The 25394-nt window shown below is 67.0% G+C and carries 19 protein-coding genes; 7 read left to right on the plus strand and 12 right to left on the minus strand.

Features of this window, described 5'->3' with window-relative positions; translation table 11 throughout:
* Positions 1-43: 43 nt before the first annotated feature.
* From IIE29_RS05040 to IIE29_RS05060, 5 genes are all read right to left on the minus strand, one after another.
* On the minus strand, positions 44-1021 hold the full coding sequence (locus IIE29_RS05040) for a DUF4097 family beta strand repeat-containing protein (protein WP_209324049.1): 978 nt from the start codon (positions 1019-1021) through the stop codon (positions 44-46).
* A 1-nt stretch (position 1022) separates the two neighbouring features.
* Complete coding sequence (locus IIE29_RS05045) at positions 1023-1667, minus strand: response regulator transcription factor (RefSeq protein WP_209324050.1); 645 nt, start codon at positions 1665-1667, stop codon at positions 1023-1025.
* A complete protein-coding gene (locus IIE29_RS05050) occupies positions 1655-3478 on the minus strand; it encodes a sensor histidine kinase (protein WP_209324051.1) in 1824 nt (607 codons plus the stop codon). Before IIE29_RS05050 ends, IIE29_RS05045 begins: the two co-directional genes overlap by 13 nt.
* A gap of 420 nt (positions 3479-3898) precedes the next feature.
* Entirely contained in the window at positions 3899-5167 is a 1269-nt protein-coding gene (locus tag IIE29_RS05055) for a trans-sulfuration enzyme family protein (protein ID WP_343071797.1), read from the minus strand.
* Between the two features lie 163 nt (positions 5168-5330).
* The gene (locus IIE29_RS05060) at positions 5331-6929 is read right to left on the minus strand and encodes an acyltransferase family protein (protein WP_209324053.1); all 1599 of its coding nucleotides are present in this window, start codon (positions 6927-6929) and stop codon (positions 5331-5333) included.
* Between the two features lie 361 nt (positions 6930-7290).
* On the opposite strand from IIE29_RS05060, the gene IIE29_RS05065 reads away from it, so the two are divergent.
* Positions 7291-8322 (plus strand): nitronate monooxygenase, encoded by a 1032-nt coding sequence (locus IIE29_RS05065; protein WP_209324054.1) that lies wholly within the window; start codon positions 7291-7293, stop codon positions 8320-8322.
* Between the two features lie 28 nt (positions 8323-8350).
* Here the strand turns inward: IIE29_RS05065 and IIE29_RS05070 are convergent, their stop codons facing one another.
* On the minus strand, positions 8351-9100 hold the full coding sequence (locus IIE29_RS05070) for a response regulator (protein WP_209324055.1): 750 nt from the start codon (positions 9098-9100) through the stop codon (positions 8351-8353).
* A 167-nt stretch (positions 9101-9267) separates the two neighbouring features.
* Here IIE29_RS05070 and IIE29_RS05075 point away from each other — a divergent pair, with 167 nt between their 5' ends.
* From IIE29_RS05075 to IIE29_RS05090, 4 genes are all read left to right on the plus strand, one after another.
* Positions 9268-10197, plus strand: coding sequence for a DMT family protein (locus tag IIE29_RS05075; RefSeq protein ID WP_209324056.1), 930 nt, complete (start codon positions 9268-9270; stop codon positions 10195-10197).
* Positions 10194-12191, plus strand: coding sequence for a sensor histidine kinase (locus tag IIE29_RS05080; protein WP_209324057.1), 1998 nt, complete (start codon positions 10194-10196; stop codon positions 12189-12191). Before IIE29_RS05075 ends, IIE29_RS05080 begins: the two co-directional genes overlap by 4 nt.
* A 97-nt stretch (positions 12192-12288) precedes the next feature.
* On the plus strand, positions 12289-13116 hold the full coding sequence (locus tag IIE29_RS05085) for a hypothetical protein (protein WP_209324058.1): 828 nt from the start codon (positions 12289-12291) through the stop codon (positions 13114-13116).
* A gap of 36 nt (positions 13117-13152) precedes the next feature.
* Entirely contained in the window at positions 13153-14559 is a 1407-nt protein-coding gene (locus IIE29_RS05090) for a serine hydroxymethyltransferase (protein WP_209324059.1), read from the plus strand.
* Positions 14560-14682: 123 nt separating this feature from the next.
* Here IIE29_RS05090 and IIE29_RS05095 read toward each other — a convergent pair whose 3' ends face one another.
* Complete coding sequence (locus tag IIE29_RS05095) at positions 14683-15444, minus strand: 3-hydroxyacyl-CoA dehydrogenase (RefSeq protein WP_209324060.1); 762 nt, start codon at positions 15442-15444, stop codon at positions 14683-14685.
* 216 nt (positions 15445-15660) lie between these two features.
* The gene (locus tag IIE29_RS05100) at positions 15661-16239 is read right to left on the minus strand and encodes an NADPH-dependent FMN reductase (RefSeq protein ID WP_209324061.1); all 579 of its coding nucleotides are present in this window, start codon (positions 16237-16239) and stop codon (positions 15661-15663) included.
* Positions 16240-16538: 299 nt separating this feature from the next.
* Here IIE29_RS05100 and IIE29_RS17020 point away from each other — a divergent pair, with 299 nt between their 5' ends.
* Positions 16539-17198, plus strand: a complete 660-nt coding sequence (locus IIE29_RS17020) for a TetR/AcrR family transcriptional regulator (protein ID WP_209324062.1) — start codon at positions 16539-16541, stop codon at positions 17196-17198.
* Between the two features lie 304 nt (positions 17199-17502).
* Here IIE29_RS17020 and IIE29_RS05110 read toward each other — a convergent pair whose 3' ends face one another.
* From IIE29_RS05110 to IIE29_RS05125, 4 genes are all read right to left on the minus strand, one after another.
* Positions 17503-19293, minus strand: a complete 1791-nt coding sequence (locus IIE29_RS05110) for a dipeptide ABC transporter ATP-binding protein (protein WP_209324063.1) — start codon at positions 19291-19293, stop codon at positions 17503-17505.
* Complete coding sequence (locus tag IIE29_RS05115; RefSeq protein WP_246475688.1) at positions 19290-20333, minus strand: ABC transporter permease; 1044 nt, start codon at positions 20331-20333, stop codon at positions 19290-19292. Before IIE29_RS05115 ends, IIE29_RS05110 begins: the two co-directional genes overlap by 4 nt.
* Positions 20333-21424, minus strand: coding sequence for an ABC transporter permease (locus IIE29_RS05120; protein ID WP_209324064.1), 1092 nt, complete (start codon positions 21422-21424; stop codon positions 20333-20335). The genes IIE29_RS05115 and IIE29_RS05120 overlap by 1 nt, the downstream gene beginning before the upstream one ends.
* A gap of 143 nt (positions 21425-21567) precedes the next feature.
* The gene (locus tag IIE29_RS05125) at positions 21568-23202 is read right to left on the minus strand and encodes an ABC transporter substrate-binding protein (protein WP_209324065.1); all 1635 of its coding nucleotides are present in this window, start codon (positions 23200-23202) and stop codon (positions 21568-21570) included.
* Between the two features lie 330 nt (positions 23203-23532).
* Here IIE29_RS05125 and IIE29_RS05130 point away from each other — a divergent pair, with 330 nt between their 5' ends.
* The gene (locus IIE29_RS05130; protein WP_209324066.1) at positions 23533-25071 is read left to right on the plus strand and encodes an alanine/glycine:cation symporter family protein; all 1539 of its coding nucleotides are present in this window, start codon (positions 23533-23535) and stop codon (positions 25069-25071) included.
* Positions 25072-25394 lie beyond the last annotated feature (323 nt).

Here is a 25394-nt window from a genome sequence, read left to right on the forward strand (position 1 = left end):
CGGGCGGACCCGTCCTCGAATCCGCCCGTGCATCGGTCGCGTCTCAGTTCTGGTTGACAGTGACCATACCAGCGTCGGCTGTGGCCGAGACCGGGACCAGGGTCTTGCCCTCAGCACCCTTCGGGTCATTGGCCACATCGTATTTGTCGAGGTCCTGGGCCAGATCCACGCTGCCGTCGTTCGACTTCGCGTTGATCCGGTAGAAGAACTCCTCGGGCTTCTCCTTCTTCTGACCGCCGTCGGCCGCTGCTTCGGCAGCCATGTTCTCCTGCGCGAGTGCGAGGTTCGGCAGTCGCAGTTCGATCGAGCCCTCGTCGGTCTTGGCGGCGATCCCGCCGGAGGGAATCGCTTCGTTGGTGAAGTCGAGGTCGAGCGTTCCCGTCGAAGTCATCGCCTCGAGGCGGTCGCGGACGGTGAGATCCTCCCCCTCGAGAGCACCTACTCCGGTCTTCGACTCCACGGCCCCGAAGGTGCCTCTGAGGTAGGTCGCACCCCAGTCGGTCGAGGTCCGCACGTGGTCGGCCGAGCCGTTGACATGCAGTGCTCCTCCACCGGTGTTGGCAGTGACCCCGGCGAAGTCGCCGGCGACGTCGAACGTGCCGTAGTTGCTGTCGAGCTCGAGCTCGAGGTCGGCCGATTCAGCGGTGGGGACGGTGACGGTGACCTGGGTGTTCTCGAGCTTCTGCCGGTTGTCCACGGCCACCTCGGCGGCGTCCGCTCCGGTGCGGACCTTGAGGCCGGGGGAGCTGTCGCGGGGGCCGGTGGCGGTGAGCTTCACCGAGGGGGCGTCGACCTCGGCGGTTCTGATCTCGACGGCCGCGCCGTTGTCGAGGGTCATCTTCAGTTTCTTCATCGCCTTCGGCAGCGCCTCGTCGGTTTCGATCCTGCCGTAGTCGAGGCGGGACGCCCCGTGGGCGGTTGTGACGACGATGGGGACGAGGAGGACGACGGCGGCGAGGATGATGAGGACCGTGCGCAGACCGAGTCGAGCGGATTCGCTGATGCGAACTGTGGCAGGCATTCTAGGCTCCGAGGAATGTGAGGACGGCGAGGACGCGTCGGTTGTCCGAGGTGTCGGCGGTGAGGCCGAACTTCGTGAAGACCGAGCTGATGTGCTTCTCAACGGCTCCGGCGCTGAGGTAGAGGGTTCTGGCGATGGCGGTATTGGACTTGCCTTCGGCCATGAGCTGGAGGACTTCGAGTTCACGTGGGCTCAGGGTCGACAGTCCGTCCTTCTTCCGGGTGCGCACGAGGATCTGTGACACGACCTCCGGGTCGAGGACGGTGCCTCCGCCGGCGACTTCCTCGACGGCGGCGAGGAAGTCCTCGACATCGGCGACTCGGTCCTTGAGCAGGTAGCCGAACCCGCCGGTGTTCTCGGCGATGAGTTCGGAGGCGTACTGCTCCTCGACGTACTGGCTGAAGACGAGAACCTTGACGTCCGGGTTCTGCTTGCGGATGAGGACGGCGGCGCGGATCCCCTCGTCGGTGAAGGTCGGGGGCATGCGCACGTCGATGACGGCGAGGTCCGGCGGATCGTTGTGGACGGTGGCCAACAGTTCGTTGGCGTCTGGGACGGCGGCGACGATCTCGTGTCCGGCGTCGGCCAGCAGCCGTTCGAGCCCGGCCCGCAGGACGGCAGAGTCTTCAGCGATCACGATGCGCATGGCACCTCCACAACTACAGTAGTCGGCCCACCGGCGGGGCTGGTCAGGTTCAGTGTGCCACGCGCGGCTTCGACGCGATCGATGAGACCGGCGATGCCAGTGTGACGACCGCTCCGGTCGACGCGCGCGCCGCCGTGACCGTTGTCGGTGACGACGATCTGGACACCGGTGTCGATCGGGGCGATGAAGACGCTGGCTCGAGTGGCTCCGGAATGCTTGGCGATGTTCGTCAGGCACTCGGCGACGACGAAGTAGGACACGGCTTCGGCTTCACGTCCGATCCGGCCCTCAAGGCGGACATCGACGTCGACGGGGATGGTCGAGCGGCCGGCCAGGGCGGAGACGGCGGCATCGAGCCCGCGGTCGGTGAGCACGGCGGGGTGGATGCCGCGGGCGAGCTGACGGAGTTCGCTGACGATGCCCTTCGCTTCGGTGTGGGCTTCGGAGACGAGTTCCTTGGCGCGTTCGGGGTCGGAGTCGATCTTCGACTTCGCCATGCCCAAGGTCATGGTCAGAGCCACGAGGCGGGGCTGGGCTCCGTCGTGGAGGTCGCGTTCGATGCGCAGGCGCTCGGCGGCGGCCGCCTCGATGCCGGCCATTCGGGCGCGGTCGAGTTCGGTCACCTCGGCCTGAAGCGCGACGGTGCGTGCCGGGGCGAGGAGGGCGCGGTCGAGGGCGCGGTCGAGGATCGGCGCGAACCACAGGATGGCCAGGGAGCTGGCCAGCACGATGACCGAGCCGATGGCGATACCGATCCGCGCGGATCCGCCGATGGCGTCACCGATGAAGAAGGTGCTGATCCCGTGCGGGTTGACGGAAGCGAAGATGCCGATGATCGAGCCGCAGATGCCGGCGAGAGTGCCGCCGACGATGAGCGCACCGAACAGCATCTTGATGTAGTGGTGGGCCGTCGAGCGCCAGAACGCTCCGGATTTCACCTGCAGCCACCGGTTGTGGAGGAAGCGGGCGAAGCCGGGTTCGCGGTTGCTGCTCTCGATCTTCGGCACGGGGATCCGATCCGCGTAGACGAGTTCGGTCCGGTAGCGTTCGGCGATGTTCGCGCCCTGCTGGACGAGGACCCAGGCGAGGAGTGCGAGCACTCCGAGGCCGAGGGCGAAGATGCCGCCGATGCCGGTGAACAGCAGCCCCAGCGGAATCCATGCCCAGATCACGGCGAGGATGGCCGAGAGCACGAGGTTCGCGACTCCGATGATTCCGGTGGAGCGCTTGGGCCAGGTGATCGGCCCGTCGGCCGGGATCTCGGTGACGTCATCCCGGCTCAGCGGCAGAGACCCGGTGACCGGTGCATAGGAGGCCGGTTCGGGGCGCGGCTTCTGTCCCCGAGGCGGCCGCGCGTTCGGCATCGGCATTCCGGGCTGGGGTGCCGGGGCGCCGGCGGCGGGGTGTCCGCCGGGGATCGGGTGCTGCACGTCGGCGGCGTGGTGGCCGCCGGGGGCAGAGTGGGGACTGCGACCGGGGGCGGTCGAGGGGGCGTGCGGAGCGGGGTGGGCAGACGGCATCGGCGGAAACTCGGGCTCTGAGGGCTGCCCGTAGGCCTGAGTCCGCCGCTGCTCGTACTGCCGGGTCGGCTGCTGCGGGGGCTGCTGGGTCGGCTGCTGCGGAGGCTGGCGATCGGAGCCTGCGTGGGGCTCGTCGATCTCCGTGGTCGGCGGGGCGTTGACGATCGCTGCGGCGCTGAAGGACTCTTCACGCTCTGCGGTATCGCCAGCCGCCTCGGGCGTCTGAGCCTCCCGCGGATCGGTGCCGTGCGGCTCCTGATCCTGGGGGTTCTCGGGGGTGTTCTCACTCATAGCAAATACGCTACGGGAGTCGCGCACGCCCTGACAGCACGAAGACCTCCGACCCCGCGTCGGGTTTTCCCGACACCCTGTGACCGAGCCCACTGAATCCCCAGGCGGACGCTGCAACCCCGGACCGCATCAGCTGCGCCTCTGCCCGCGACGTGTCTGAGCACCCCTCACCCTTCGCGACTAAACGCCTCGCTGCAACGAGGTGCTATGCCGCTAGGGGTGAGGGATGCCGAAGCACCTCGACGATTAGCCACTAAGGAGAGGAAGTGGCGCTAATGGTGCGTGATGCTCCACGACAGGCCCCGCGATCACCACCTCTGCGCACGGCTTCTGAGCATCCCTCACTCTTCGCGGCGAATCACCTCGCTGCAACGAGGTGGTCTGCCACGAAGGGTGAGGGATGCCGAGGCACTGGGAAGATCAGCCGATGAGGACAGGACGTGCCGCTGACGGTGCGCGATCGTTGCCGGCAGCTCCACTGCCAATTCCGTCAGCACCCTTCGTCGCGGCGAGCGCCTGGTCGAGGTCGGCGAGGATGTCGTCGATGTCCTCGAGGCCGACGGAGAGCCGGATGAAGGTGCCCGAGATGCTCAGCTCGCTGTCGGCCACGGCCAGATGCGTCATCGTCGCCGGGTGGTCGATGAGCGATTCGACCCCGCCGAGGGATTCGGCCAGTGTGATGAGCTTCGTGTTCGCCACCAACGCCAGTGCCCTGGCCTCGGTGTCGGTGCGCAGGGAGACCACTCCCCCGAAACCGCTCATCTGCCGCTTCGCCACCTCATGGCCCGGGTGCGAGGGCAGTCCCGGGTAGATCACCTCGGCGATCTCGTCTCTGCCTTCCAGCCATTCGGCCACGACTTGGGCGTTCTGGCAGTGCCGCTCCATCCGCAGCGGCAGGGTCTTGATCCCGCGCCTGGTCAGCCACGCGTCGAAGGGCGAAACTCCGAGCCCCACAGACGCGAGGTGGATCTCGAGGCGTTCGGTCACCTCGGCGGCGCGGGGGCAGCTCGTGCCGTCACCGGCGAGCACGGCTCCGCCGATGACATCCGAGTGGCCGTTGATGAACTTCGTCGTGGAGTGGATGACGAGATCGGCGCCGAGGTCGAGCGGGCGCTGCAGGATCGGCGTCGCAAAGGTGGAGTCGACGGCGAGTACGGCGTTCGCCGCATGCGCGAGCTTCGCGGCGGCCTCGATGTCGACGATGTCGAGGCCGGGGTTGCTCGGGGTCTCGACCCATACGATGGCGGTGCGGTCGCTGATGGCCGCGGCCAGCGCCTCGGTGTCGGTGAGGTCGACGGTGCGGATGCGCACTCCCCAGCGTTCGTACTCGTTCTTCAGCAGCCGGAAGGTGCCGCCGTAGACGTCGCGGGGAATGATGATCTCGTCGCCGGGGCCGAGCAGCGCGGAGAACACGGCGACCTCGGCGGAGGTGCCCGAATTCACCGCAGCAGCAAAGGAAGCGTTCTCCAGTTCGCACAGGGCGTCCTCGAGATCGCTGCGATTCGGGGTGCCGGTGCGGGCGTAGTCGAAACCGGCGCGGGTGTCGCCCGGCGTGTCCATCACAAAGGTCGAGGTCTGGAAGATCGGGGCGACGACCGAGCCGGTGTGGGATTCGGGCATGGCTCCCGAGTGCACCGAGCGAGTCGAGATTCCGGCGGGGGTGGTGGGTGCGCGGTGGAGAGAGCTCACGGCGGATCCTTTCTTCACTGATGGACACGGCACCGGCGGTGCAGTGAGTACCAGTCTGAGCCGTCCCCCGCCCGCCTCCGCGGCCGACTGACGCAGTGAGTCACGGCATGTCATTTGATCGTCGTCTGCTGTCATGATTCGTCATGCCTCACGCGTCGGTGCGTCATGATCCCGTGCCTACACAGTCCACCGCCGCGGCCCTCCCGGCCGCCGGAGCCGCGGCCGTCCGGACTCCGGCGGCGAGAATCAGCGACAGGAGCAGCAGTCCTACCGAAACGATGGTCCAGATCAGAGGCGCGATGCCGATGAGGAGAGCGATCACGATGCCTCCGATCGCCGAGGCGACCGCCGCGAACCCGCGTGTGCCGGCACTCCAGCGCGCCCAGGCCGGGATGATCGAGTCCATTCGAACCGTTCCCACGCGCTCTTCGCTGAGCAGGCCCCGGCGCCCGGTGGCGAAACGCTCGATCTGCGACATTCCCATCGCCAGCAGAGCGGCCAGGCCCATGACCGCGATCAGCCAGGGCAGCCGCTCGAACCACCACAGCGGCGACTCTGTCGCAGGAAGCGCGAGAGAGGCGAGGTCCATCCCTCCCGGCCAGACGTTCGAGCCGAGGGTCGCTATGGCGCCGAACAGCCCGATGAGGGCGATGACGACCGGCATGTGCCAGAGGTAGACCTGGATTCCGTGGGCATTGCCCCAGGTGATGATCCGTTCCCAAAGCCTCGCCCTCTGCGCGGTTCCGGGCGCAGTGAGCGCGCCTCCGTCGCCCATGCGAGTCAGTCGGTCGTGCCCCAGCCGCAGAAGACCTGTCTGCACGAGTCCGAGAAGTACCAATGCGCCGGTGGGCGGGTTGAGGTTGATCAGCATGTTCGGCGAATAGACACCCGTCGAGACGAGGACTCCCAGCCCGACCAGCGCCAGCAGCACAAGGGTCCAGATCCGTCCCCTGCGCAACGGGCGCTCCGCGGCATCGGCGAAGAAGAACCCGCATTGCTGGACCAATGGCCAGACGAGGGCGAAATTGAGATAGCCGAGTCCGGTCACCCCAGTGACTTCGACGAGCGCATCGACGGAGAAGACGGCAGCGACGAGCACCGCGACCGTCCGCCGCGGCGCCTTCTCATGGAGATGCGCAGCCGCAGGCACCAGCGATGTCAGGCCGACGTAGACGGCGATGAACCACAGCGGCTGGCCGATTCGCATACTCGCCTCGGCGAGCAGCTCGTGCGGGGCTCCGATCCACGAGGCGAGGAACAGCCCGAGACCGGCGAATGCGACGAGGATGAGCACCGGGATCACGAGGCGTTGCAGGCGAGCGCGCAGGTAGTTCCGCCAGTCGTCGCCTCGGCGCTGGGCACGTCGCCACCCTTTGAGGCCGGCATAGCCGCCGATGACGAAGTACAGCGGCATGATCTGGAAGAGCCAGGAGGCGATGGTGAACCCCGTGGTCTGCGCCAGTGCCATCGTCGGCACCAGCTGCCCCTCGGGCCCGAGCACGGCGGTGCTCATCATCGAATGCAAGACGACCACGACAACGAGGCAGGCGAACCGGACGAGGTCGATGGCCCGATCCCGGTGCGCATACGGTCGCTCGGAAGATGGGCCCGACGGCTCCGGCGCAGAGGCGGGGGTGAGCGCTGGCTGCCGGCCCGCGGCGGAGGAGGCCACCGACTGGGGACTGGTGTGGGCCGACTTGCCGGAGTGATCTGCCGGCGGGCGAGTGTGGGCACCAGGCGGGCGAGCGTGGGTGAGGGACATGACAACTCCTTGAAGGGCACTGCGGTGGCTGACTGCTCCGAAGCTAGGAGCCGGATCCGCACCCCCACATCACCTCTGAGTCCCCTTTCGCCATCGCCGCACCGATACTTGCGGTTGTCTCTCGGCTCCCTCGGCCCCCTACTGCAGACAGACGACGGTCTCCACTGGCTCACACCGGACCGACCATCGTCGAAAGACCGATTCAGCGGGAGAGGATCGTCGATCTGGGACCGAAACCTCAACACTCTTCTCCCGCAGAATCGGGCGGGCGCCCGGCAGCGGAGACACATCCGTCAGATTCGAGTGGGAGAATGGGGTCAGAAGACCCGCCCTCAGCGCTTCGAGCAAGGAGACACAGACGATGACGATCGCCTTCGAGAAGACCGCTCTGCCCATCATCGGTGCGCCCATGGCGGGCGGAACCACCACGGCCGAACTCACCGAGGCGGTCGTCCGAGCCGGCGGCTTCCCCTTCGTAGCCGGTGGCTACCTCACCGCCGAGACCCTGGCCCCGCAGGTCGAGCGGATGCGCGCGACCGCCGATGTCTTCGGGGTCAACCTCTTCGTCCCCAATCCGGTGCCGGTCGACCGAGCGGCGTTCGGCTCCTTCGTCGCGGCGCTGGCCCCGGCCGCCTCCGCCCGAGGCATCGCGCTGAACTCCGAGCCCGTCGATGACGACGATCATTTCGATGACAAACTCGACTGGCTCATCGCTCATCCGGTGCCGTTGGTCTCGACGACCTTCAATCTGCCAGCCGCAGAGGCGGTCGATCGCCTCCACGCGGTCGGCACGGAGGTCGTCGCCACGGTCACGACCGCCGCCGAGGCACGCACCGCAGCCGAGCGCGGGGTCGACGGCCTCATCGTCCAGGGCCCTCGCGCCGGCGGACATTCCGGCACCGCCGACCCGACACGAGTCATCGAGGACCGCTCCACCATCGGCCTCCTCCGCGACATCCTCGCCGAGGTGGACCTGCCTGTGGCGGCCGGTGGCGGAGTCGACGGCCCCGAAGCCGTCGGAGCGCTGCTGGACGCAGGGGCGAGCGCCGTCGTCGTCGGCACTCTCCTGCTCCGTTCCGATGAGGCGGGCACCTCATCCACGCACCGTGCCGCGTTGGCGTCCGACGAGTTCTCAGAGACTCTGCTGACGAGGGCGTTCACCGGTCGTCCCGCACGGGCGCTGGTGAACGACTTCGTGCGTGAGTTCGATCCGGTGGCCCTCGATGCCTATCCGGCGGTGCACCATCTGACGAAGGAGTTCCGGACCGCGGCGAAGAAGGCCGACGACCCCCAGAACCTGCACCTGTGGGCCGGAACCGGCTACCGCAGCGCATCCGAAGGCTCGGCCGAGTCGATCGTCAAGGAACTCGGGGGCCGATTCGCGCGCTCCTGAGCCCCGACCACCGAGTCACACGGTGCGCTCAGCCGCCGGCGACGACCAAGCCTGATTCATAGGCGGCGACGACGATCTGCGCCCGATCGCGCAGGCCGAGTTTCGACAGGATGCGTGAGACGTGGGTCTTCACCGTCTGCTCCGCGAGGAACAGCTCGGCGGCCACCTCGGCGTTGGCAAGGCCTTTGGCCACCAGCGCCATGACGTCGACCTCGCGGTCGGTGAGCTGGCCGAGCACTGCGGTGTCCTTGACCACGGTGGGACCGGCCACGTATTCCGCGATAAGGCGCCTGGTCACCGAGGGTGCGAGCAGCGACTCACCGGAGAAGACCACGCGGACGGCAGTGATCATGTCCTCAGCAGTGGCGTCCTTGAGGAGGAATCCGCTGGCGCCGGCGCGAAGGGCGGAGAACACGTACTCGTCGGCGTCGAAGGTGGTGAGCATGATGACCTTCGGGTGTTCACCGGGCATCGAGAACACTGCCCGGGTGGCATCGAGGCCGTTGAGCTGCGGCATCCGGATGTCCATGAGGATGACGTCCGGCGAGGTCCGGCGGACGAGATCGACGACCTGTGCGCCGTTCTCGGCGTCGCCGACGACGGCCATGTCCGTCTGCGCGTCGAGCAGGGCACCGAAGCCCTGCCTGACCATGGCCTGATCGTCGACGATGGCCACGCGGATGGTCTCCGATGCCGGTGGCGGCACGCTCGTCTCGCCGCCGGCGCCCGCTGTCGTGCTCGGCGTGGACGACGCTCGCTGATCTCCGGTTCCCGGCATGCTTCCACGCTACCCGAGCACCGAGGCAGAGCGCCTGTGCGGAGACGTGTTTCTCGGATCGGCAACCCGTGAAACGCAGATTTCACCCTCAGGTAGTGCTTCGGCGTCCCCACAATCACCCTTTCGTATGATGTGCGGGCACACGCCTGCTCCTTAGCGTGAGCGCCATGATCCTCACCGCCATCGTCCTCGCGACCGCCGCAGCGTTCTGCCTGGCGCTTGGCACACATCTGCAGCGTCATGCCGTGGCCGCCCTGTCGCCCGGGCTCAGACGCCGAACCACCTGGGTCACCGGTCTCGGTCTCATGGGCCTGGTCACGGTGCTCAATGTCATCGCCCTCGGGCTCGCGCCGGTTTCGGTCGTCCAACCTATCGGCGCGATCTCCCTCGTCTTCGCCGCACTCATCGGCCGCCGCTTCTTCGGGCTGCGCCTCAGCGTGCCCATGCTCGCCAGCATTGCGCTGACGCTGGTCGGGATCCCCGCCTTCGTGACCACCTCGGCGCGGTTCTCCCACGAGATCGTCGTCACCGAACAGTCGGTGACGTGGCTGCTCGCCGTCCTGGTGGCGCTCGGCGTCTTCGCCGGAGCGTTCTCGGTCGGCTCGGCCGGCCACATCCCGCGCGTCGTCATGACCGGCATCGTCTTCGGCACGGTGGCCGCGTCCACCCATGTGCTCGCCCGCGCGATCATGGTGTCCGGACTGCCCGGGCTCGCCCCTCTGGGCATGCGGTGGTGGATGCTGCTCGGCGCGGTGGGGCTGGCCTCTGCCGCTGGGTTCTGGCTCGTGCAGACCGCCTATGCCTGTGGTCCTGCCGAGACGGTGCTCGCCGGTCTGACAGTCATCGACCCGATCGTCGCTGTGATCATCGGTGCGGCCTTCTTCGGTGAGTACGCGGGCCTGGGTCCCGACGCGATCGCCGGTCTGCTCGCCTCGGCAGCGGTCGGCACGGGCGGGGTGTGGATGCTCTCACGTTTCCATCCCACTGTCCTCGCCTCCCGGGCTCGCACCGCCGAGGCGAGCGCCCCGGCCGCGCCTGAGAGCGCCCGGTCTGTGTCCACGTCCCCCAACCGCCTGCAGCAAGGAACCCGCTCATGAATCTCTCCCCCGCGATCCCGCCCGTCTCCGTCTCGACCGGTGCGTCCGGGACCAGAACCCCGTACTCTGAGAAGGTGCCCAGTCCTGCAGAGCCGCCGCAGTCCGGTCGATCCTGGTGGGCCCGACTGCGGCGCAACCTGGGCCGCGATTCCGTCCTGGTCGCGCCCGGCCTGCTCATCTCCGTCATCGCGATGCCGACGCTGCTGACCCTGTTCGCGATCTCGATCGCCACGGCGATCATCTGGGTCGGTGTTCTCCTCCTGCCTCTGACCCTCACAATCGCCCGCGCCTTCGGGACCCTGTCCCGGGGTCGCGCCCGGGCATGGGGCGTCCCCATCGCCGAGGCGGCCATGCGTCCGCGCGGACGTGGGCTCCGCCGACTGCTGGCACCGACCGCCGATGCCCGAGCCTGGTTGGACCTGCTCTTCGAGGCAGTGTTCGCCCTGCCGATCCGCATCGTGACGTTCTCCGTCTCCGCGGCGTGGTTCTTCGGGGGACTGGGTGGGCTCAGCTTCTTCCTCTGGGGCAGGTTCCTCCCCGAAGGCGGTGGAGACACGGTCGATTGGGTGGCCGCCTGGCTGACGAACTCCCCAGTCACCGACCTCGGCTTCACCGCCGAGGCGACCTTCCAGTTCGCTGCGGGACTCATCCTCCTCCTCACGTTCCCCTTCGTTCTCCACACTATGGCTCTGCTCGAGATCGCTGCAATCCGCGCGGCGCTCCCACCCGTCGCCTCGGCCGCGCCGGTTCCGCCCATCGCCACGGCCGCGCCGCTCGGTCACTCTGCTGAGACGTCGTCGACGCGCACGTCGGCATTCGCGCAGTTCGCCGGCGGGCAGGGGTGGTTCTGGCTGGCCTCCGCGTTCGTCGGGGTGGTGCTCGTGGCGGTCTCCTGGCCGGTGACCGCGGTGCTCTACGGAGTTCCGAGCATCATCGCGATGCTCGTCGCCGTCGCTCAGGGAGTCGCACTCGTCCTCGCCGTCCGGTGGTCCACTGCCGCGATCGGTCTCGGGCTGGCGGCGCAGGCCGCGAGCATTCTGCTCACTGCCGACACCTCCGGTCTGGTCCGGCCGGTGACCGTGACCTCGCTGCTGGCGCTCGTGTTCCTCCACCTCCTCGTCGGCCTGCGTCACCGGTGGATCCACGTCGTCGTCCTGTGGTCGCTCTCTGCCCTCGTCGGTGTGCTCGGGCTGGTCCTTCCGCACGCCGGCGGGTTCGCCGGTGCGCTGTCGAACGTCATCACCACCGCAGCCATCGCCGCCGGCGCCGGGATCATCGGCGTCGTCGGCAGCCTGTTCATCACAGGCCGCCGCCAGCTCGCGGTCGAACGGGAACTCAGCGCTGCCGAACTCGCCAAGCGGCAGGAGCTCGAGGAGCGCAACCGCATCGCGCAGGAGCTCCACGATGTCGTCGCGCACAGCATGTCGGTCATCAGCGTGCAGGCGACCACCGCCAAGTATCGTCTGCCCGGTCTCGATGAGCGCAGCCTCGGCGAGTTCGATTCGATGGCCTCATCGGCCAGGAAGGCGCTGACCGAGATGCGCGGGCTGCTCGCGATCCTCCGCGGCGGCCATGATGCGGACCTGGCCCCGCAGCCGACCGTCGATGATGTCCCCGCACTCGTCGACGTCACTCGCGGTTCGGGTGCCGCCGTCGACCTCGATTTCCCCGCCGATCCCGTGGAACTGTCTCCGACGGCGAGTCTGACCGCCTTCCGCGTCGTGCAGGAGAGCCTGTCGAATGCTCTGCGGCATGCGGCGGGAGCCCCCGTCACTGTCGCTCTCGCCTTCGTCGGCGAGTTCGTCGAGATCAACGTGACCAACGGCCCCGCCGAGGCGGCCGCCGCCTCTCGCACGACACCGCAGAACCGCCTCGGCGGTGGGTTCGGGCTCAGGGGAATGCGCGAACGTGTCGAGGCCCTGGGCGGGTCTCTGCGGGTGGGGCCGACGTCGATCGGCGGTTTCGAGGTCAGGGCGACGCTGCCCGCGGACTGAGGAGACACGGCCCACGGCCCCGAGTTCGAAGAGGTGCCGGCGGATCGATGAGATACTGGCGGTGCTGATCAGAGCCCCTCTCGGAAGGACAGACTCGATGGCAGCACCGCAGGCCTCGACAGTTCGGGAACCGTCTTCGTCCATCCGCGTCTTCCGTCGCGTCATCGCCATCATCATCGTCGTGACATTCAGCCTGGCCGCGGCGGGAGGGATCATCGTCCTGCTCGGGGACATCGAGTCGGAGTTGACGTTCCAGGTGGTGTCCACCACGGCTCTGACCGGGGCCTTCAGCGTGGCGGCCTTCTGCGGAGCCACACTCCTCGGCCGTCGGGCGCAGTGGTTCGGCATCGTCACGATCGGACTCGCGGCCGCCTCGCTGGCGCTGAGCCTCTGGTTCCTCTGGGGCGATCCTCCCGGCGATGAGACCCTGTTCCAGCTGCTCTACTCGCTCATCCTCCTCACCGCCGTCGGCTCGGTCGCCTCGCTGGTCCTGCTGCTGGCGTCGACGAACTCGTGGCCGGTGCGGATCGCGCTGGCGCTCACCCTCGGAGTCCTCTCACTCGCTGCGGCGCTGACCCTCGTCACGATCTGGATCGAGACCGCCTGGCAGTCCGACTGGCTCATGCGTCTGACCGCCATCGTGTGGATCCTCGCCGCGCTCGGTGTCGTCGTCGTTCCACTGACATCACTGCTGTTGAGGAAGGGCAAGGCGGCGACCCCGACATCGTCGGACCCGATGTCGGACTCGGCGTCTTCGGACTCGGCGTCGCAGTCATCGGGCCAGGCATCGCCGGCCCCGCACCTGTCGGCCTCGGCGCTGCACCGGCTCGAGGCCGCCGCACGCGCGCAGGGCGTCACTGCCGACGAGCTCCTCGACCGGCTGTTGGATGCCGATGACCGTTCCGCGCCCGGACCACAGTCCTGAAGCCCGCCCGCACCACCACTGACGAAGGAGTCACCGATGCATCAGACACCGCAGCCCTGGGTCCCCGCTGAGAGCCGAACCCGCGTCGCCGAGATCTCTGAGCGCCACCTCGGCGAGGGGAGGACGATGACCGAGGTGGTCGCGGGGATCGAAACCCTCGTCTCGGCATCCGATCGGCTCCACAACGAGGAGGCGTTCAATCTCAACCCCGCCTCGAACGTGCTCAATTCGCGGGCGGCGGCGCTGCTGGCCAGCGGTGCGGGCCCGCGCACCTCGCTGGGCTACGCGGGCGCGAAGTACGAGATGGGCCTCGAACACATCGAGCAGGTCGAAGTGGTCACGGCCGAACTCGCGGCGCGTCTGTTCAACGCCTCCTTCGCCGAGGTGCGCGTGCCTTCGGGGGCGATGGCCAACCTCTATGCGTTCATGGCCACGAGCCGGCCCGGCCAGACCATCATCGCCTCCCCCGAGACGATCGGCGGGCACGTCACCCACCACGCTGCCGGCGCCGCGGGCCTCTACGATCTCACCACCGTCGACGCTCCGGTCGACGGGGACGCGTACAGCTATGACCTCGATGCGCTGGCGCACCTGGCCCGGGAGGTCCGACCGAGCCTGATCACCATGGGCGGTTCGCTCAATCTGTTCGAACATCCCGTCGCGAAGGTCCGCGAGATCGCCGACGAGGTCGGGGCCCGACTGCTCTTCGACGCCGCCCATGTGTGCGGGATGATCGCCGGGAAGCAGTGGGCGAATCCCCTCGACGAGGGCGCCCACCTGATGTCGATGAGCACCTACAAGAGCCTCGGCGGGCCGTCCCACGGACTGCTGCTGAGCAACGACGACCAGCTGTCCGAGAGCATCGACGCCATCGCCTTCCCGGGGATGACCGCGAACTTCGACGCCGGAGCCGTGGCTGCGCTGGGGGTGACGCTGGCCGACTGGATCGCCTGCGGTGAGGGCTATGCGGCCGAGATGCGAGCGAGTGCTGCGAGACTGGCGGACGAACTGTCCGATCGCGGCGTCGAACCCTTCGCGTGCGGGGCTGGCTTCACCGATTCCCACCAGTTCGCCCTGCTCGCCGGCCCCTTCGGCGGAGGGACTCCAGGGGCGCGGGTCCTCGAAGCCGCCGGGTTCCTCACCTCGGGCATCGGTCTGCCCGCACCCGAGGTGCCCGGTGAGCAGAACGGCATCCGGGTGGGCACTCCCGAGGTCGTCCGTCGCGGTATGACCGCATCGGACATGCCTCGCCTGGCCGAGCTCATGTCTCGCGCCCTCGAGATCGGCCGCAACCAGGCCGACGCGGTCCGTGCCCGGTCGAGCGAGGTCAGCCGCGAACACGGCGGTGGGGACGTCGCCTCCGCTGAGGCGGCTCTGAGTGAGATCGCCGCCGAGGTGGCCGCGTGGCGCAAGGAGTTCACCGAGGTGAGGTTCACGGCCTGAGCGTGCGTCGACGACGGTGGCGACCCGGTTCCTTCGGTGCCGTCAACGGGCCCCTTGCCTCAGCCTGCGACTGCTGCAGTCAGGTCAGGTGCGCGGTCGAGGGCCGCCCCGGCTCATTGCGGATCATTTCGGAGCCATGCGGATCGCCCCGTCGAGGCGGATCGTCTCCCCGTTGAGCATCGGGTTGGCTACGATCGATTCGACGAGCTGCGCGTACTCGGCGGGTTTGCCCAGTCGCGCAGGATGGGGCACGGACTTGCCCAGCGATTCCTGCGCCTCGGCGGGCAGACCCGCCATCATCGGCGTTTCGAAGATGCCCGGGGCGATCGTGACCACGCGGATGAGCGAGGAGGCGAGCTCGCGGGCCATGGGCAGGGTCACCGAGGCGACGGCGCCCTTGGACGCCGAGTAGGCGATCTGGCCGATCTGACCGTCGAAGGCTGCCACCGAGGCCGTGTTGATGATGACTCCGCGCTCTTCGCCCTGCGCTTCCTGCTTCTGCATGGCGGCAGCGGCCAGCCGACAGACGTTGACGGTGCCGACAATGTTGATGCCCAGCACCTTCTGGAAGGCGTCGAGGGGCAGCGGTCCCTTCCGTGAGACGAGCTTGCCCGGTGTGGCGACCCCGGCACAGTTGACGACGACGCGCAGCTCTCCGAGGCCGGTGGCCGTGTCGACGGCCGCCTGCACCTGTTCCTCATTCGTGACGTCCGCGGTGACGAAATGCGCGGACTCGCCGAGTTCGGCGGCGACCTGCTGCCCCACCTCGGCGTTGAGGTCGACCATGACGACCTGTGCGCCGGCGGCCAGGAGGCGTTCGGTGGTGGCTCGGCCGAGTCCGGAGGCTCCGCCGGTGACGAGCGCGACTGTGTTCGTGAGTTCCATGGATATCCTTCGCATCACTTGAGTGAACGTTCTGTGGGTTCGACTCTAACCCAACGATGCGCGGCTGCGCGGTGTGCGGCAGTTCTCCTCGGAGATGTGCAGCGGTTCCCCTTGAAACCGACGGAGGCCCGCCGAACATCGTGATCGGCGGGCCTCGATGTGCTCGGGCTCAGTGCACTCGGAGACACTGCACCCGGGCTCAGACGAGCGAGAGTCTCAGGCGGCCTGTTCCTCGGCGGCGGCTTCGCGCACAGACTTGAGAGCCTCGCCCCAGCTGACGATGTCATCGACCATCGCGGCGAACGGTGCAGCGGAGACCTCGGTCGGGGTGAAGGTGCCGTCGGTGACATCGGTGAAGATGGAGAACGAGGCCTGATCGCGGACGACGGCGAGCTTGTAATTGGCCAGGATGTGGCGCAGATGCTCGGCGGCGCGCACCCCCTTGTCGGCGCCGTAGTTGACGATCCCGGCGACCTTGTGGTTGAACTCGGCGGCCACGAAGTCCAGCGCGTTCTTCAGCGAACCGGAGATCGAATGGTTGTACTCGGGGGTGACGAAGATGAAAGCGTCGAACTCATCGAGCTTCGCGCCCCAGGCCTTCGTATGCTCATTGGCGTACATCCGGGCGCCGGCGGGAATGACCTCATCGAGCAGCGGAAGGTCGAAGTCGCCGAAGTCGACGACCTCGGCGCGCACATCATCATTGGCGGCGAGCTGGTCGTTGACCCAGGAGACGATCTGCGGGTTGAGCGCCTGCGGTCGCGAGGTTCCGGGGATGATGGCAATGTTGAGCATATTCGTCCTATCGGTTGTCGGTGTCGGCCGGGTGAGCGCGGGTGCCACAGGGGCATGCGCTCCACAACGACGAACATGGTTGAACCGTCAATCATTCCCGTCTCAAGCTATGACCCCGATCACATCGTGTCGGCGCTCGGAAGCCGGCAGATACCACTGAGGCGGGCGCCCCGATCAACCCCTTCCCCGGAAAATCGGGCCCGAACGAGGTTCGCGTCGTGTAAGGTCGTGGGGCAAGTGAAAGACTGTTCGATAGAAAAGTCCGCTGCGACGGAAACTAGGCAAGGAGTCCGGTCATCGTGCGATCAACCAACGGCCGCAACAACATCCTCCGCTCGGCACGGGACACCTTCGCGGACAAGGGCTTCGACGGTGCATCCATCCGCGACATCGCACAGACGGCGGGGCTGAGCCTCTCCGCACTCTACTACTACTTCCCCTCGAAGCAGGAAGCGCTCTACGAGCTCGTCCACACCGCCTACTCGTGGTACATCGAGCACAGCCGGGCCGTCATCGCCGAGGTCGACGACGACCCGGTCGACCAGCTGACCGTGGCCGTGCGCTACCTCGCCCGGTACCGCATGGAGAACGTCTCGGTCTCCACCGTGCTCCTGCGGGACACCGAACGCCTCACCGGTGACAACGCAGTCCGAGTCAAGGACCTCCAGAGGGAGGCCCGCGAAGTCATGGGTGCCATCGTCCAGACCGGCATCGATGCGGGACGCTTCCGTGTCGACAGTGCGGCTCTGGCCACCCGTGCGATCCATTCGATCTGCAATTCGCTCTCGCTCTGGTACCGTCCGACGGGAGATCTGACCCCGGACGACATCGAGCGCGACTTCACGCAGTACACGCTGCGCATCCTCGGCATCGACCCTTCCGAAGAGGAGCTCGATCGCCTGCTCGCCCTGCCCGTCAACCAGGCCGGCATGCTCGACTTCATCGCCGACGGGCGGTAGCACCCTCTCTGCACGATCCGCCGGCGGACCAGCGCCCTCTCTGCACAATCCGCCGGCGGACCAGCGCCCTCGCATGAGTAGTGTGGGGCGCTGCATTCCACGTTGCCGACACGTTTGTGGTCACTCCACCGAGGCGGAATCGCCCTTTTCGCCGATTCGCCTCGGCGCAGTGACCACAGACGCACGCACCCAGCCGACAGACGGGCCGGTTCACCCCGCCGCCGACACCAGCTGACCCGCCCGTGCTGCCCGACGGCGGCCCAGCAACCTTGCGCGAGAGTGCTTGGCCGCCGTCAGGCAGCAATCAGGGGGTGCGGAGGCTGCGCGCCAGTTCGCGGCGCTCGGCCTGCTCGGCCGGATCGGGCACCGGCAGCGAGGCGATGAGGCGCTTCGTGTAGTCGGCCTCCGGAGCTCCGAGCACCTGCTCTCCCGTCCCCTCCTCGAGCAGCTCCCCTTGGAAGAGCACCCCGATGCGATCGGAGAGCATGTCGACCACGGCGAGGTCGTGGCTGATGAACAGGGCCGCGAAGTCGAAGCGGTTCTGCAGTTCGACGAACAGTTCGAGCACCTTGGCCTGAACCGAGACATCCAGCGCCGAGGTCGGCTCGTCGGCGATGAGCAGCTCGGGGTCGAGAGCCAGCCCGCGCGCCAGGGAGGCCCGCTGCCGCTGCCCACCTGACAGCTCGTGCGGGTACCGCGCCCCGTAAGCGCTCGGCAGCTGCACGGAATCGAGCAGCTCGAGCACCCGCCTCGACCGATCCGCCGCGCTCATCTCCCGCCGATGGATCGCGAAGGGTTCGGCAATGCATTCGCCGATCGTCAGGTGCGGGTTGAATGACGCCGCCGGGTCCTGGAAGACGAATCCGATCCGTCGCCGGATCTTCGAGAACTCACGCTCCTTGAAGCCGACCATCTCATGCCCGAGCACCGTGAGGCTGCCGCCGCTGGCTCTGGTCAGACCGGCGATCGCGCGACCGATCGTGGTCTTGCCCGAACCGGATTCGCCGACCAGTCCATACACCTCGCCGGCCCTGATGTCGAAGCTGACCTTCTTCACCGCATGGAAGTCGGCACGGCCGAACCCACCCGGGTAGACGATGTCGAGGTCGCGCGCGATGACGATCGGCTCCCGCGCCTTCCCCTCCCCCACCGAGGCGGCGCTGCCCGAGGCCTCGCCCGCGGGGCTGTCCGAGGCCTCCCCCGCCGAGGCGGCACCACCGGAGCTTCGACCCGCCTCGGCGGCTGCTGCCTTCCGACTTCCCGCCACGGTCGAACCGAGGCGGGGCACGGCCGCGAGCAGCGCGCGCGTGTACTCCTCCTTCGGGTCGCTGAAGAGCTGCTCGACGGTCGAGACCTCGACGAGGTCGCCGCGGAACATCACGGCCACCCGGTCGGCGAGGTCGGCGACGACGCCCATGTTGTGGGTGATGAGCACGATGGCCGTGCCCGTCTCGTCACGCAGCTGGCGCAGCAGATCGAGGATCTCGGCCTGTACGGTGACGTCGAGGGCCGTGGTCGGTTCGTCGGCGACGATGAGCTTCGCCCCCAGGGCGAGCGCCATGGCGATGACGATGCGCTGTTTCTGCCCGCCGGAGAACTGGTGCGGGTAGTAGTCGAAGCGATTCTCGGCATCGGGGATGCCGACCTGTTCCATCGCGGCCACGACCCGGGCCTTGAGCTCGGACTTGCTCGCCTTCCTATCGTGCGCCCGCAGCCCCTCGGCGATCTGCCAGCCGACGGTGTAGACGGGGTTGAGCGCGGTCGAGGGCTCCTGGAAGACCATCGCCACATCGGATCCCCGCATCGCCCGCAGCTGCTCGGCAGAGACACCGAGCACGTTCTTGCCGGAGATGACCACGGCCCCTGAGCGCTGCGCCGTCTCCGGCAGCAGGCCGAGGATGGACCGGGCGGTCACGGTCTTTCCGGATCCGGATTCGCCGACGATGGCGAGCACCTCGCCGGGAGAGACCGTCAGGGACACGTCCTTGACCGCGTGCACATCGCCGCCGTCGGTGGAGAAGGTGACGTCGAGACCCTCGACGTCGAGGATGCTGCCGGTTGTGGAGGCAGTCGAATCCTGTGTCTGCTTGCTCATGCCTTGACCTCCGCAGGCTTGACGTTCTTCGTCTTGGCTTTGCGCCGCACGCGCAGGCGCGGGTCGTTGAGATCGTTCATCGACTCCCCGACCAGGGTGATGCCGAGCACCGTGAGCACGATGGCCAGGCCCGGGAACACCGAGGTCCACCACACGCCGGACGTCACGTCCGGCAGGGCCTTGTTGAGGTCATAGCCCCATTCCGACGCCGAGGTGGGTTCGATTCCGAATCCCAGGAAGCCGAGTCCGGCCAGGGTCAGGATCGCCTCGGAGGAGTTGAGCGTGAAGATCAGCGGCAGCGTGCGCGTGGCGTTGCGGAAGATGTGCTTGGAGATGATCCGCGTCTTCGAGGCCCCGAGGACGATCGCCGACTCGACGAAGGGCTCGGCTTTGAGCCGCAGGGTCTCCGCACGGACGACGCGGAAGTACTGCGGAATGAAGACCACGGTGATCGAGAACGCGGCCGCGGCGATGCCGCCCCACGCACTCGACTGGCCGCCCGAGATCGCGATCGACATGACCAGCGCCAGCAGAAGGGTCGGGAAGGCGTAGACGGCATCGGCGATGACGACGAGGATGCGGTCGAGCCAGCCGCCGAGGTAGCCGGAGATGAGACCGAGGATGACCCCGGCGAAGATCGACATCACGATGGCCACGACGATGACGGCCACAGCGGTCTGGGCGCCCCAGACGACGCGGGAGAACACATCGTAACCGCCGACCGTGGTGCCCCAGATATGCGTGCCTCCGGGGGGCAGCTTCGACCCGAAGTTGCCTTCGGAGGTGCCCAGCTGGTTGAAGCCGTAGGGGGCGATGAGCGGGGCGAAGACCGCGCAGATGATGACGATGCCGCAGAGCACGAGCCCGGTGATGAGCATCCCGCGCTGCAGACCGACCGACTGCCGCAGATGGGAGACGATCGGCAGCCGGGAGAACCAGGACTTCTTGGCCGTGTCATCGAAGGCGAGGGCGGGGACACCGGATCCGGGGGCCGCCTCGGCGGGGGAATCGTTGGTCTGTGGATTCTGTGGAGTGGACATCAGTACCTCACTCGGGGATCGATGAATGCGGCGAGGACGTCGACGATGAAGTTCGTGATCGCGACGATGACGGCGAGGAACACGACGATTCCCTGCACCGCCACGAAGTCTCGGGCGGTGAGGTACTCGGCGAGCTTGAAGCCGAGACCCTGCCACCCGAAGGTCGTCTCCGTGAGCACGGCGCCGGCGAGCATGAGCGCGATCTGCATGCCCATGACCGTGACGATCGGGATCAGCGCCGGACGGTAGGCGTGCTTGGTCACAAGACGGTATTCGGAGATGCCGCGGGAACGCCCGGAGTCGATGTACTGCTGCTCGAGCGTGCCGATGAGGTTCGTGCGCACGAGCCTGAGGAACACACCGGCCGTGAGCACGCCGAGAGCGATCGCCGGCAGCACCGCATGGGCGAGCACATCGCCGACCACGGAGAAGTTGCCGATCCGCAGTGCGTCGATGAGGTAGAAGCCGGTCGGATCGACCACGCCGGAGAGGATGTATTCGGTCTGCGTGGTCCCGCGTCCGGAGACGGGCAGGATGGGCAGGAACACCCCGAAGAGGAGCTTGAGGATCATGCCGGCGAAGAACACCGGGGTGGCGTAGCCGAGGATGGCGAGCACACGGAGCGCGGCATCCGGTGCCTTGTCACGGTGGTAGGCGGCGAGCATGCCCAGCGGGATGCCGAGGACGAACGCCACGATGAGGGCGTAGAAGACGAGTTCGACGGTCGCGGTCCCGTAGGTCAACAGGATGTGCGAGACGGGCTGCCCATCGGAGACGGCCGTGCCGAAGTCGCCCTTGAGCAGATCGCCCATGTACTCGAAGTACTGGACGAGGAGCGGTCGGTCATAGCCGGCTGCATGGATGCGCTCGGCGAGCTGATCCTGCGTCAGGCGTCCGCCCATCGATGCGGTGATCGGGTCGCCGGTGATCCGCATGAGGAAGAAGACGAGTGTGGTGAGGATGAAGATGGTGGGAATGATGAGGAGGAAGCGGACGAGGACATAGCGTCCCAGACCTCCCCCGGAGGGCTTCTTCACCGAGACCGAGGTCTCGGCCGCTTCCGCCCCAGGTTCGCTGATGGCTGCAGACATGTGTTCCTTCGCAGTGTTCGTTTCGATGCCTGTGGGCACGTGCAGACGAGAGGAGGCGCCGGGTCGCGGCGGCCCCTCTCGGATGCGAACGCGCCACGAGGTGCAGGCAGCCCGGTCGGCTCACCTGCACCTCGTGTGGGTGATCACTTGCTCAGCAGTGCCAGTCGGAACTGGAACGCAGGGTCGAGGGTGTCGTCCACACCCTTGACGTCCTTGCCGGAGACTGCGATCTGGCTGCCCTGCAGCAGCGGCAGAGTCGGCAGCTCCTCGGCCAGCTGGCCCTGGATCTTCTTGAGCGCCGCCGCCCGCTTGTCCTTGTCGTCGATGGAGGACTGCGCGTCGAGCTCCTTGTTCATCGTCTTGTCACGGTAGTGGTTGCCCAAGAAGCTCGGGGTATCGTCCGTGTCATAGAAGAAGGGCATCAGGTAGTTGTCTGCGTCCGAGTAGTCCGGGAACCATCCCAGCTGGTACATCGGGTAGGCATCGTCGGTGCGGTCCTTGTTGTACTGCACCCATTCGGTCGATTGGAGGTTGACGTCGAACAGACCGGTCTTGTCCAGCTGGTCCTTGATGAGTGCGTACTCGTCGCCCGATGACGGACCATAGTGATCCGGGTTGTACTGCAGGTTGAGCTTGACCGGCGTCTCGACTCCCGCTTCCTTGAGGGCCTTCTTGGCCTTCGCCACATCGGGACCGCCCTCACCGTCGCCGTATTCGGACTTCAGCGGCTGGTCGGCACCCGGCAGACCGTCGGGGACATGTGAGTACAGCGGAGTGAACGTGTCCTTGTAGACCTGCGAGGCGACGGCCTGCCGGTCGACCGAGTCGGCCATGGCCTGCCGGACCGCGAGCGCCTTGTCCTCGTCGGCGTTGTCGGTCTTCGCACCGAAGGGCATCGTGTCGAGGTTGAACACGATGTAGCGGATCTCGCCGCCAGGCCCCTTGTGGACCGTGAGGTTCTCCTTCTTGCCGAGATCCTCGATGTCGGTGGCCGAGAGCGAACGCCAGGCGACGTCGATCTTGTTCTCCTGGACGTCGAGCTTCATGTTGTTCGCGTCCGAGTAGTACTTCATCTGCACGGTCTCGGTCTTCGCCGGTTCCAGGTAGCCCTTGTAACCGTCATAGGCCTTGTACGTGATCAGCTTGTTGAAGTCGAAGCCGGCGATCGTATAGGGGCCGGCGAAGGCCTTGCCGTCGACGATCTCCTGATTCTCGGTGATGGCATCGGCGTCGAAGACGTCTTCGTCGACGATCGGGCCGGCGGCGCTGGCGAGCACGCCCGGCCAGGTCTGATCGTTCTCACGCTTGAGATTGAAGATCACGGTCTGCTCATCCGGGGTCTCCACGGACTTCAGACCGCCGAGGAGGGAGGACGGACCGTTGGGATCCTGGATCTTCAGCTGGCGGTCGAAGGAGAACTTCACGTCCGAGGAAGTCAGCTCATTGCCGTTGGCGAACTTCATCCCCTCCTTGAGCTTGACCTCGTACTTCGTCGGCTCGGTGAAGTCCGCGGACTCCGCGATCGAGGGATTGAGGTCGGCGGTTCCGGGCTTGTAGGCCAGCAGGAACGGGTAGACCTGCTGTTCGACGAGAGAGCTTCCGTTGTCATAGGCCCCGGCAGGGTCGAGGGCGACCACCTTGTCCGTCGTTCCGACCGTGAGCATGCCGCCTTCGTCGTCTCCGTCGCCGCCTCCGGTCGTCGAGGTCGAGCAGGCGGAGAGGAGCAGAGCGCCGGCCGCGGCGATGGCCACGGCCTTTGCACCAGTGCGTCGTTTCATGGTGTTCCTGTCATTTCAAGTGTGCTCTTCGTGTCGTCTTTGCTCGAAGAGATCCGCACCACATCATACGGTTCGCGTCCCAAATAGTGAACTGAATCATAGGCTGTGACGCACTTCGCAATGACTTCGCAATAATTCGCCGAGGCGGCCCGGCGCAGTCGATTTGCGTCCCAGATCACAATCGGTTTCACTTATGAGGTGCATCACAGAGAACTGCCGAGGAACTCTCGAGAACCCGGCCGCTCACCCGGCGGTCAGCGCTCTGGCACAGACATTCCCGCAGCGACGCCGAGCCGGTGATCCCGGCTCGGCGACTACGAATGGAGAAGCGTGTCCGCTTTCATCGACTGGCTCAACGGGGTGGTGTGGTCGTCCGCCCTCGTCTACCTGTGCCTCGGCGCCGGTGTCTATTTCACGATCCGCTCGCGAGCGGTTCAGATCCGACAGATCCCTGCCATCTTCACGCAGATGTTCCGCGGCAAGAGCTCCAATGAAGGAGTCTCATCCTTCCAAGCGCTGGCGATCTCGCTGGCCGGCCGTGTCGGCGTCGGCAACATCGCCGGCGTCGCCACCGCCATCGGCTTCGGCGGGCCCGGCGCCGTGGTGTGGATGTGGATCTCGGCCCTGCTCGGCGCCTCGACCTCCTATGTCGAATCGACGCTCGGTCAGATCTTCAAGGAGCAGGATCCCCGCACCGGTGAGTACCGCGGCGGCCCGGCCTTCTACATCGAGAAGGCCTACCGTCACACGAAGGCCAAGGGTCTGTTCAAGGTCTACGGCATGGTCTTCGCTGCCGTGACCGTCCTGGCCATGTCCTTCATGTTGCCGGGCATCCAGTCCAATGCGATCTCCGGCGCCGTCGAGAACGCCTGGAACGTGCCGACCTGGGCGACGGCGATCGCCCTGGTCATCATCATGGGCTTCATCGTCATCGGCGGAATCAAGCGCATCGCGCACTTCGCCTCATTGGCCGTGCCATTCATGGCCGTCATCTACATCATCGCGGCCATCGCCGTGACGTTCATCAACGCCGAGCAGATCATCCCGGTCTTCGAACTCATGTTCAAGTCGGCTTTCGGCATCGACGCCGGGCAGGAAGCCGCCTTCGGCGGCATCATCGGCATGGCCGTGCAGTGGGGCGTCCAGCGCGGCATCTACTCCAACGAGGCCGGACAGGGGACCGGACCGCACGCCGCCTCGGCGGCTGAGGTCTCACACCCGTCCAAGCAGGGGCTCGTCCAGGCCGGTTCGGTCTACATCGACACTCTCTTCGTGTGCTCGGCGACCGCGTTCATGATCCTCTCGACCGGCATGTACAGGGTCTTCGACGCCGACGGTGAGACGATCATCGGCACCGGACGCGGTCAGATGGTCGAAGCCATCGCCACGACACCTGGTGAGAAGTGGCCCCAGGCGGGTCTGGATTCGATGATCCACGGCTTCGGTGCCGGGTTCATCGCGATCTCGATCTTCCTCTTCGCGCTGACGACGATGGTCGCCTACTACTACATGGCGGAGACGAACCTCGTGTACCTGCTCGGCAAGGTCAGGAACACGACGGTCCTCGCGGTGGGCAAGCGCATCCTGCAGCTGCTCATCCTCATCGCCGTCGCCGTCGGTGCGATGTCGGCGTCCGGCAGCGCCTGGGCCCTCGGCGACATCGGCGTGGGTCTCATGGCCTGGCTGAACATCATCGGCATCCTCATCCTGCAGCAGCCGGCCTTCAAGCTCCTGCGCGACTTCGAACGCCAGACGAAGCACGGCCTGGATCCGGTGTTCGAGCCCGAGAAGATCGGTGTCCGCAACGCCGACTTCTGGGACCAGCGGGTGGCTCGCCTCAAGGCCGGCGAGGTCGTGCCGGAGGGTTGAGCGCGGCCGTCGCCGACGCGTGTGCGGGCGGTCGGTCCCCGGCCCGAAGGCTGACGGGACCGGCCGCCTCCGCAGACCAGTCGCCGCAGGAGAGCCGACGAGGCCCGGGACAATGGCGTCCCGGGCCTCGTACCATTCACCTGCGGCGTTGCCACTGAAACGGCACCATCTCAGGTCGTTTTGCGCCGGCCCACAGCATCTCCGGCCCGAACAGTGGTCACGTCCGGATAGTTCTCTGCTCGAAAACCCTCTGTGTCAGGCTGGTTGTGAGCCACTCCGGATGAGAGAGGAACCGGAGCACCATGGCCATCACCCCTGGATAC

The sequence above is a fragment of the Brevibacterium renqingii genome, assembly GCF_017808095.1.
Taxonomy (GTDB): domain Bacteria; phylum Actinomycetota; class Actinomycetes; order Actinomycetales; family Brevibacteriaceae; genus Brevibacterium; species Brevibacterium renqingii.

Bases quoted from the DNA above. Each gene is read 5' to 3' on its own strand.
- IIE29_RS05085 (WP_209324058.1), top strand. From the start codon at position 12,289: ATGGCAGCACCGCAGGCCTCGACAGTTCGGGAACCGTCTTCGTCCATC.
- IIE29_RS05050 (WP_209324051.1), bottom strand. From the start codon at position 3,478: ATGAGTGAGAACACCCCCGAGAACCCCCAGGATCAGGAGCCGCACGGC.
- IIE29_RS05070 (WP_209324055.1), bottom strand. From the start codon at position 9,100: ATGCCGGGAACCGGAGATCAGCGAGCGTCGTCCACGCCGAGCACGACA.
- IIE29_RS05075 (WP_209324056.1), top strand. From the start codon at position 9,268: ATGATCCTCACCGCCATCGTCCTCGCGACCGCCGCAGCGTTCTGCCTG.
- IIE29_RS05080 (WP_209324057.1), top strand. From the start codon at position 10,194: ATGAATCTCTCCCCCGCGATCCCGCCCGTCTCCGTCTCGACCGGTGCG.
- IIE29_RS05060 (WP_209324053.1), bottom strand. From the start codon at position 6,929: ATGTCCCTCACCCACGCTCGCCCGCCTGGTGCCCACACTCGCCCGCCG.
- IIE29_RS05090 (WP_209324059.1), top strand. From the start codon at position 13,153: ATGCATCAGACACCGCAGCCCTGGGTCCCCGCTGAGAGCCGAACCCGC.
- IIE29_RS05120 (WP_209324064.1), bottom strand. From the start codon at position 21,424: ATGTCTGCAGCCATCAGCGAACCTGGGGCGGAAGCGGCCGAGACCTCG.
- IIE29_RS05110 (WP_209324063.1), bottom strand. From the start codon at position 19,293: ATGAGCAAGCAGACACAGGATTCGACTGCCTCCACAACCGGCAGCATC.
- IIE29_RS05095 (WP_209324060.1), bottom strand. From the start codon at position 15,444: ATGGAACTCACGAACACAGTCGCGCTCGTCACCGGCGGAGCCTCCGGA.
- IIE29_RS05100 (WP_209324061.1), bottom strand. From the start codon at position 16,239: ATGCTCAACATTGCCATCATCCCCGGAACCTCGCGACCGCAGGCGCTC.
- IIE29_RS05040 (WP_209324049.1), bottom strand. From the start codon at position 1,021: ATGCCTGCCACAGTTCGCATCAGCGAATCCGCTCGACTCGGTCTGCGC.
- IIE29_RS05045 (WP_209324050.1), bottom strand. From the start codon at position 1,667: ATGCGCATCGTGATCGCTGAAGACTCTGCCGTCCTGCGGGCCGGGCTC.
- IIE29_RS05115 (WP_246475688.1), bottom strand. From the start codon at position 20,333: ATGTCCACTCCACAGAATCCACAGACCAACGATTCCCCCGCCGAGGCG.
- IIE29_RS05065 (WP_209324054.1), top strand. From the start codon at position 7,291: ATGACGATCGCCTTCGAGAAGACCGCTCTGCCCATCATCGGTGCGCCC.
- IIE29_RS05125 (WP_209324065.1), bottom strand. From the start codon at position 23,202: ATGAAACGACGCACTGGTGCAAAGGCCGTGGCCATCGCCGCGGCCGGC.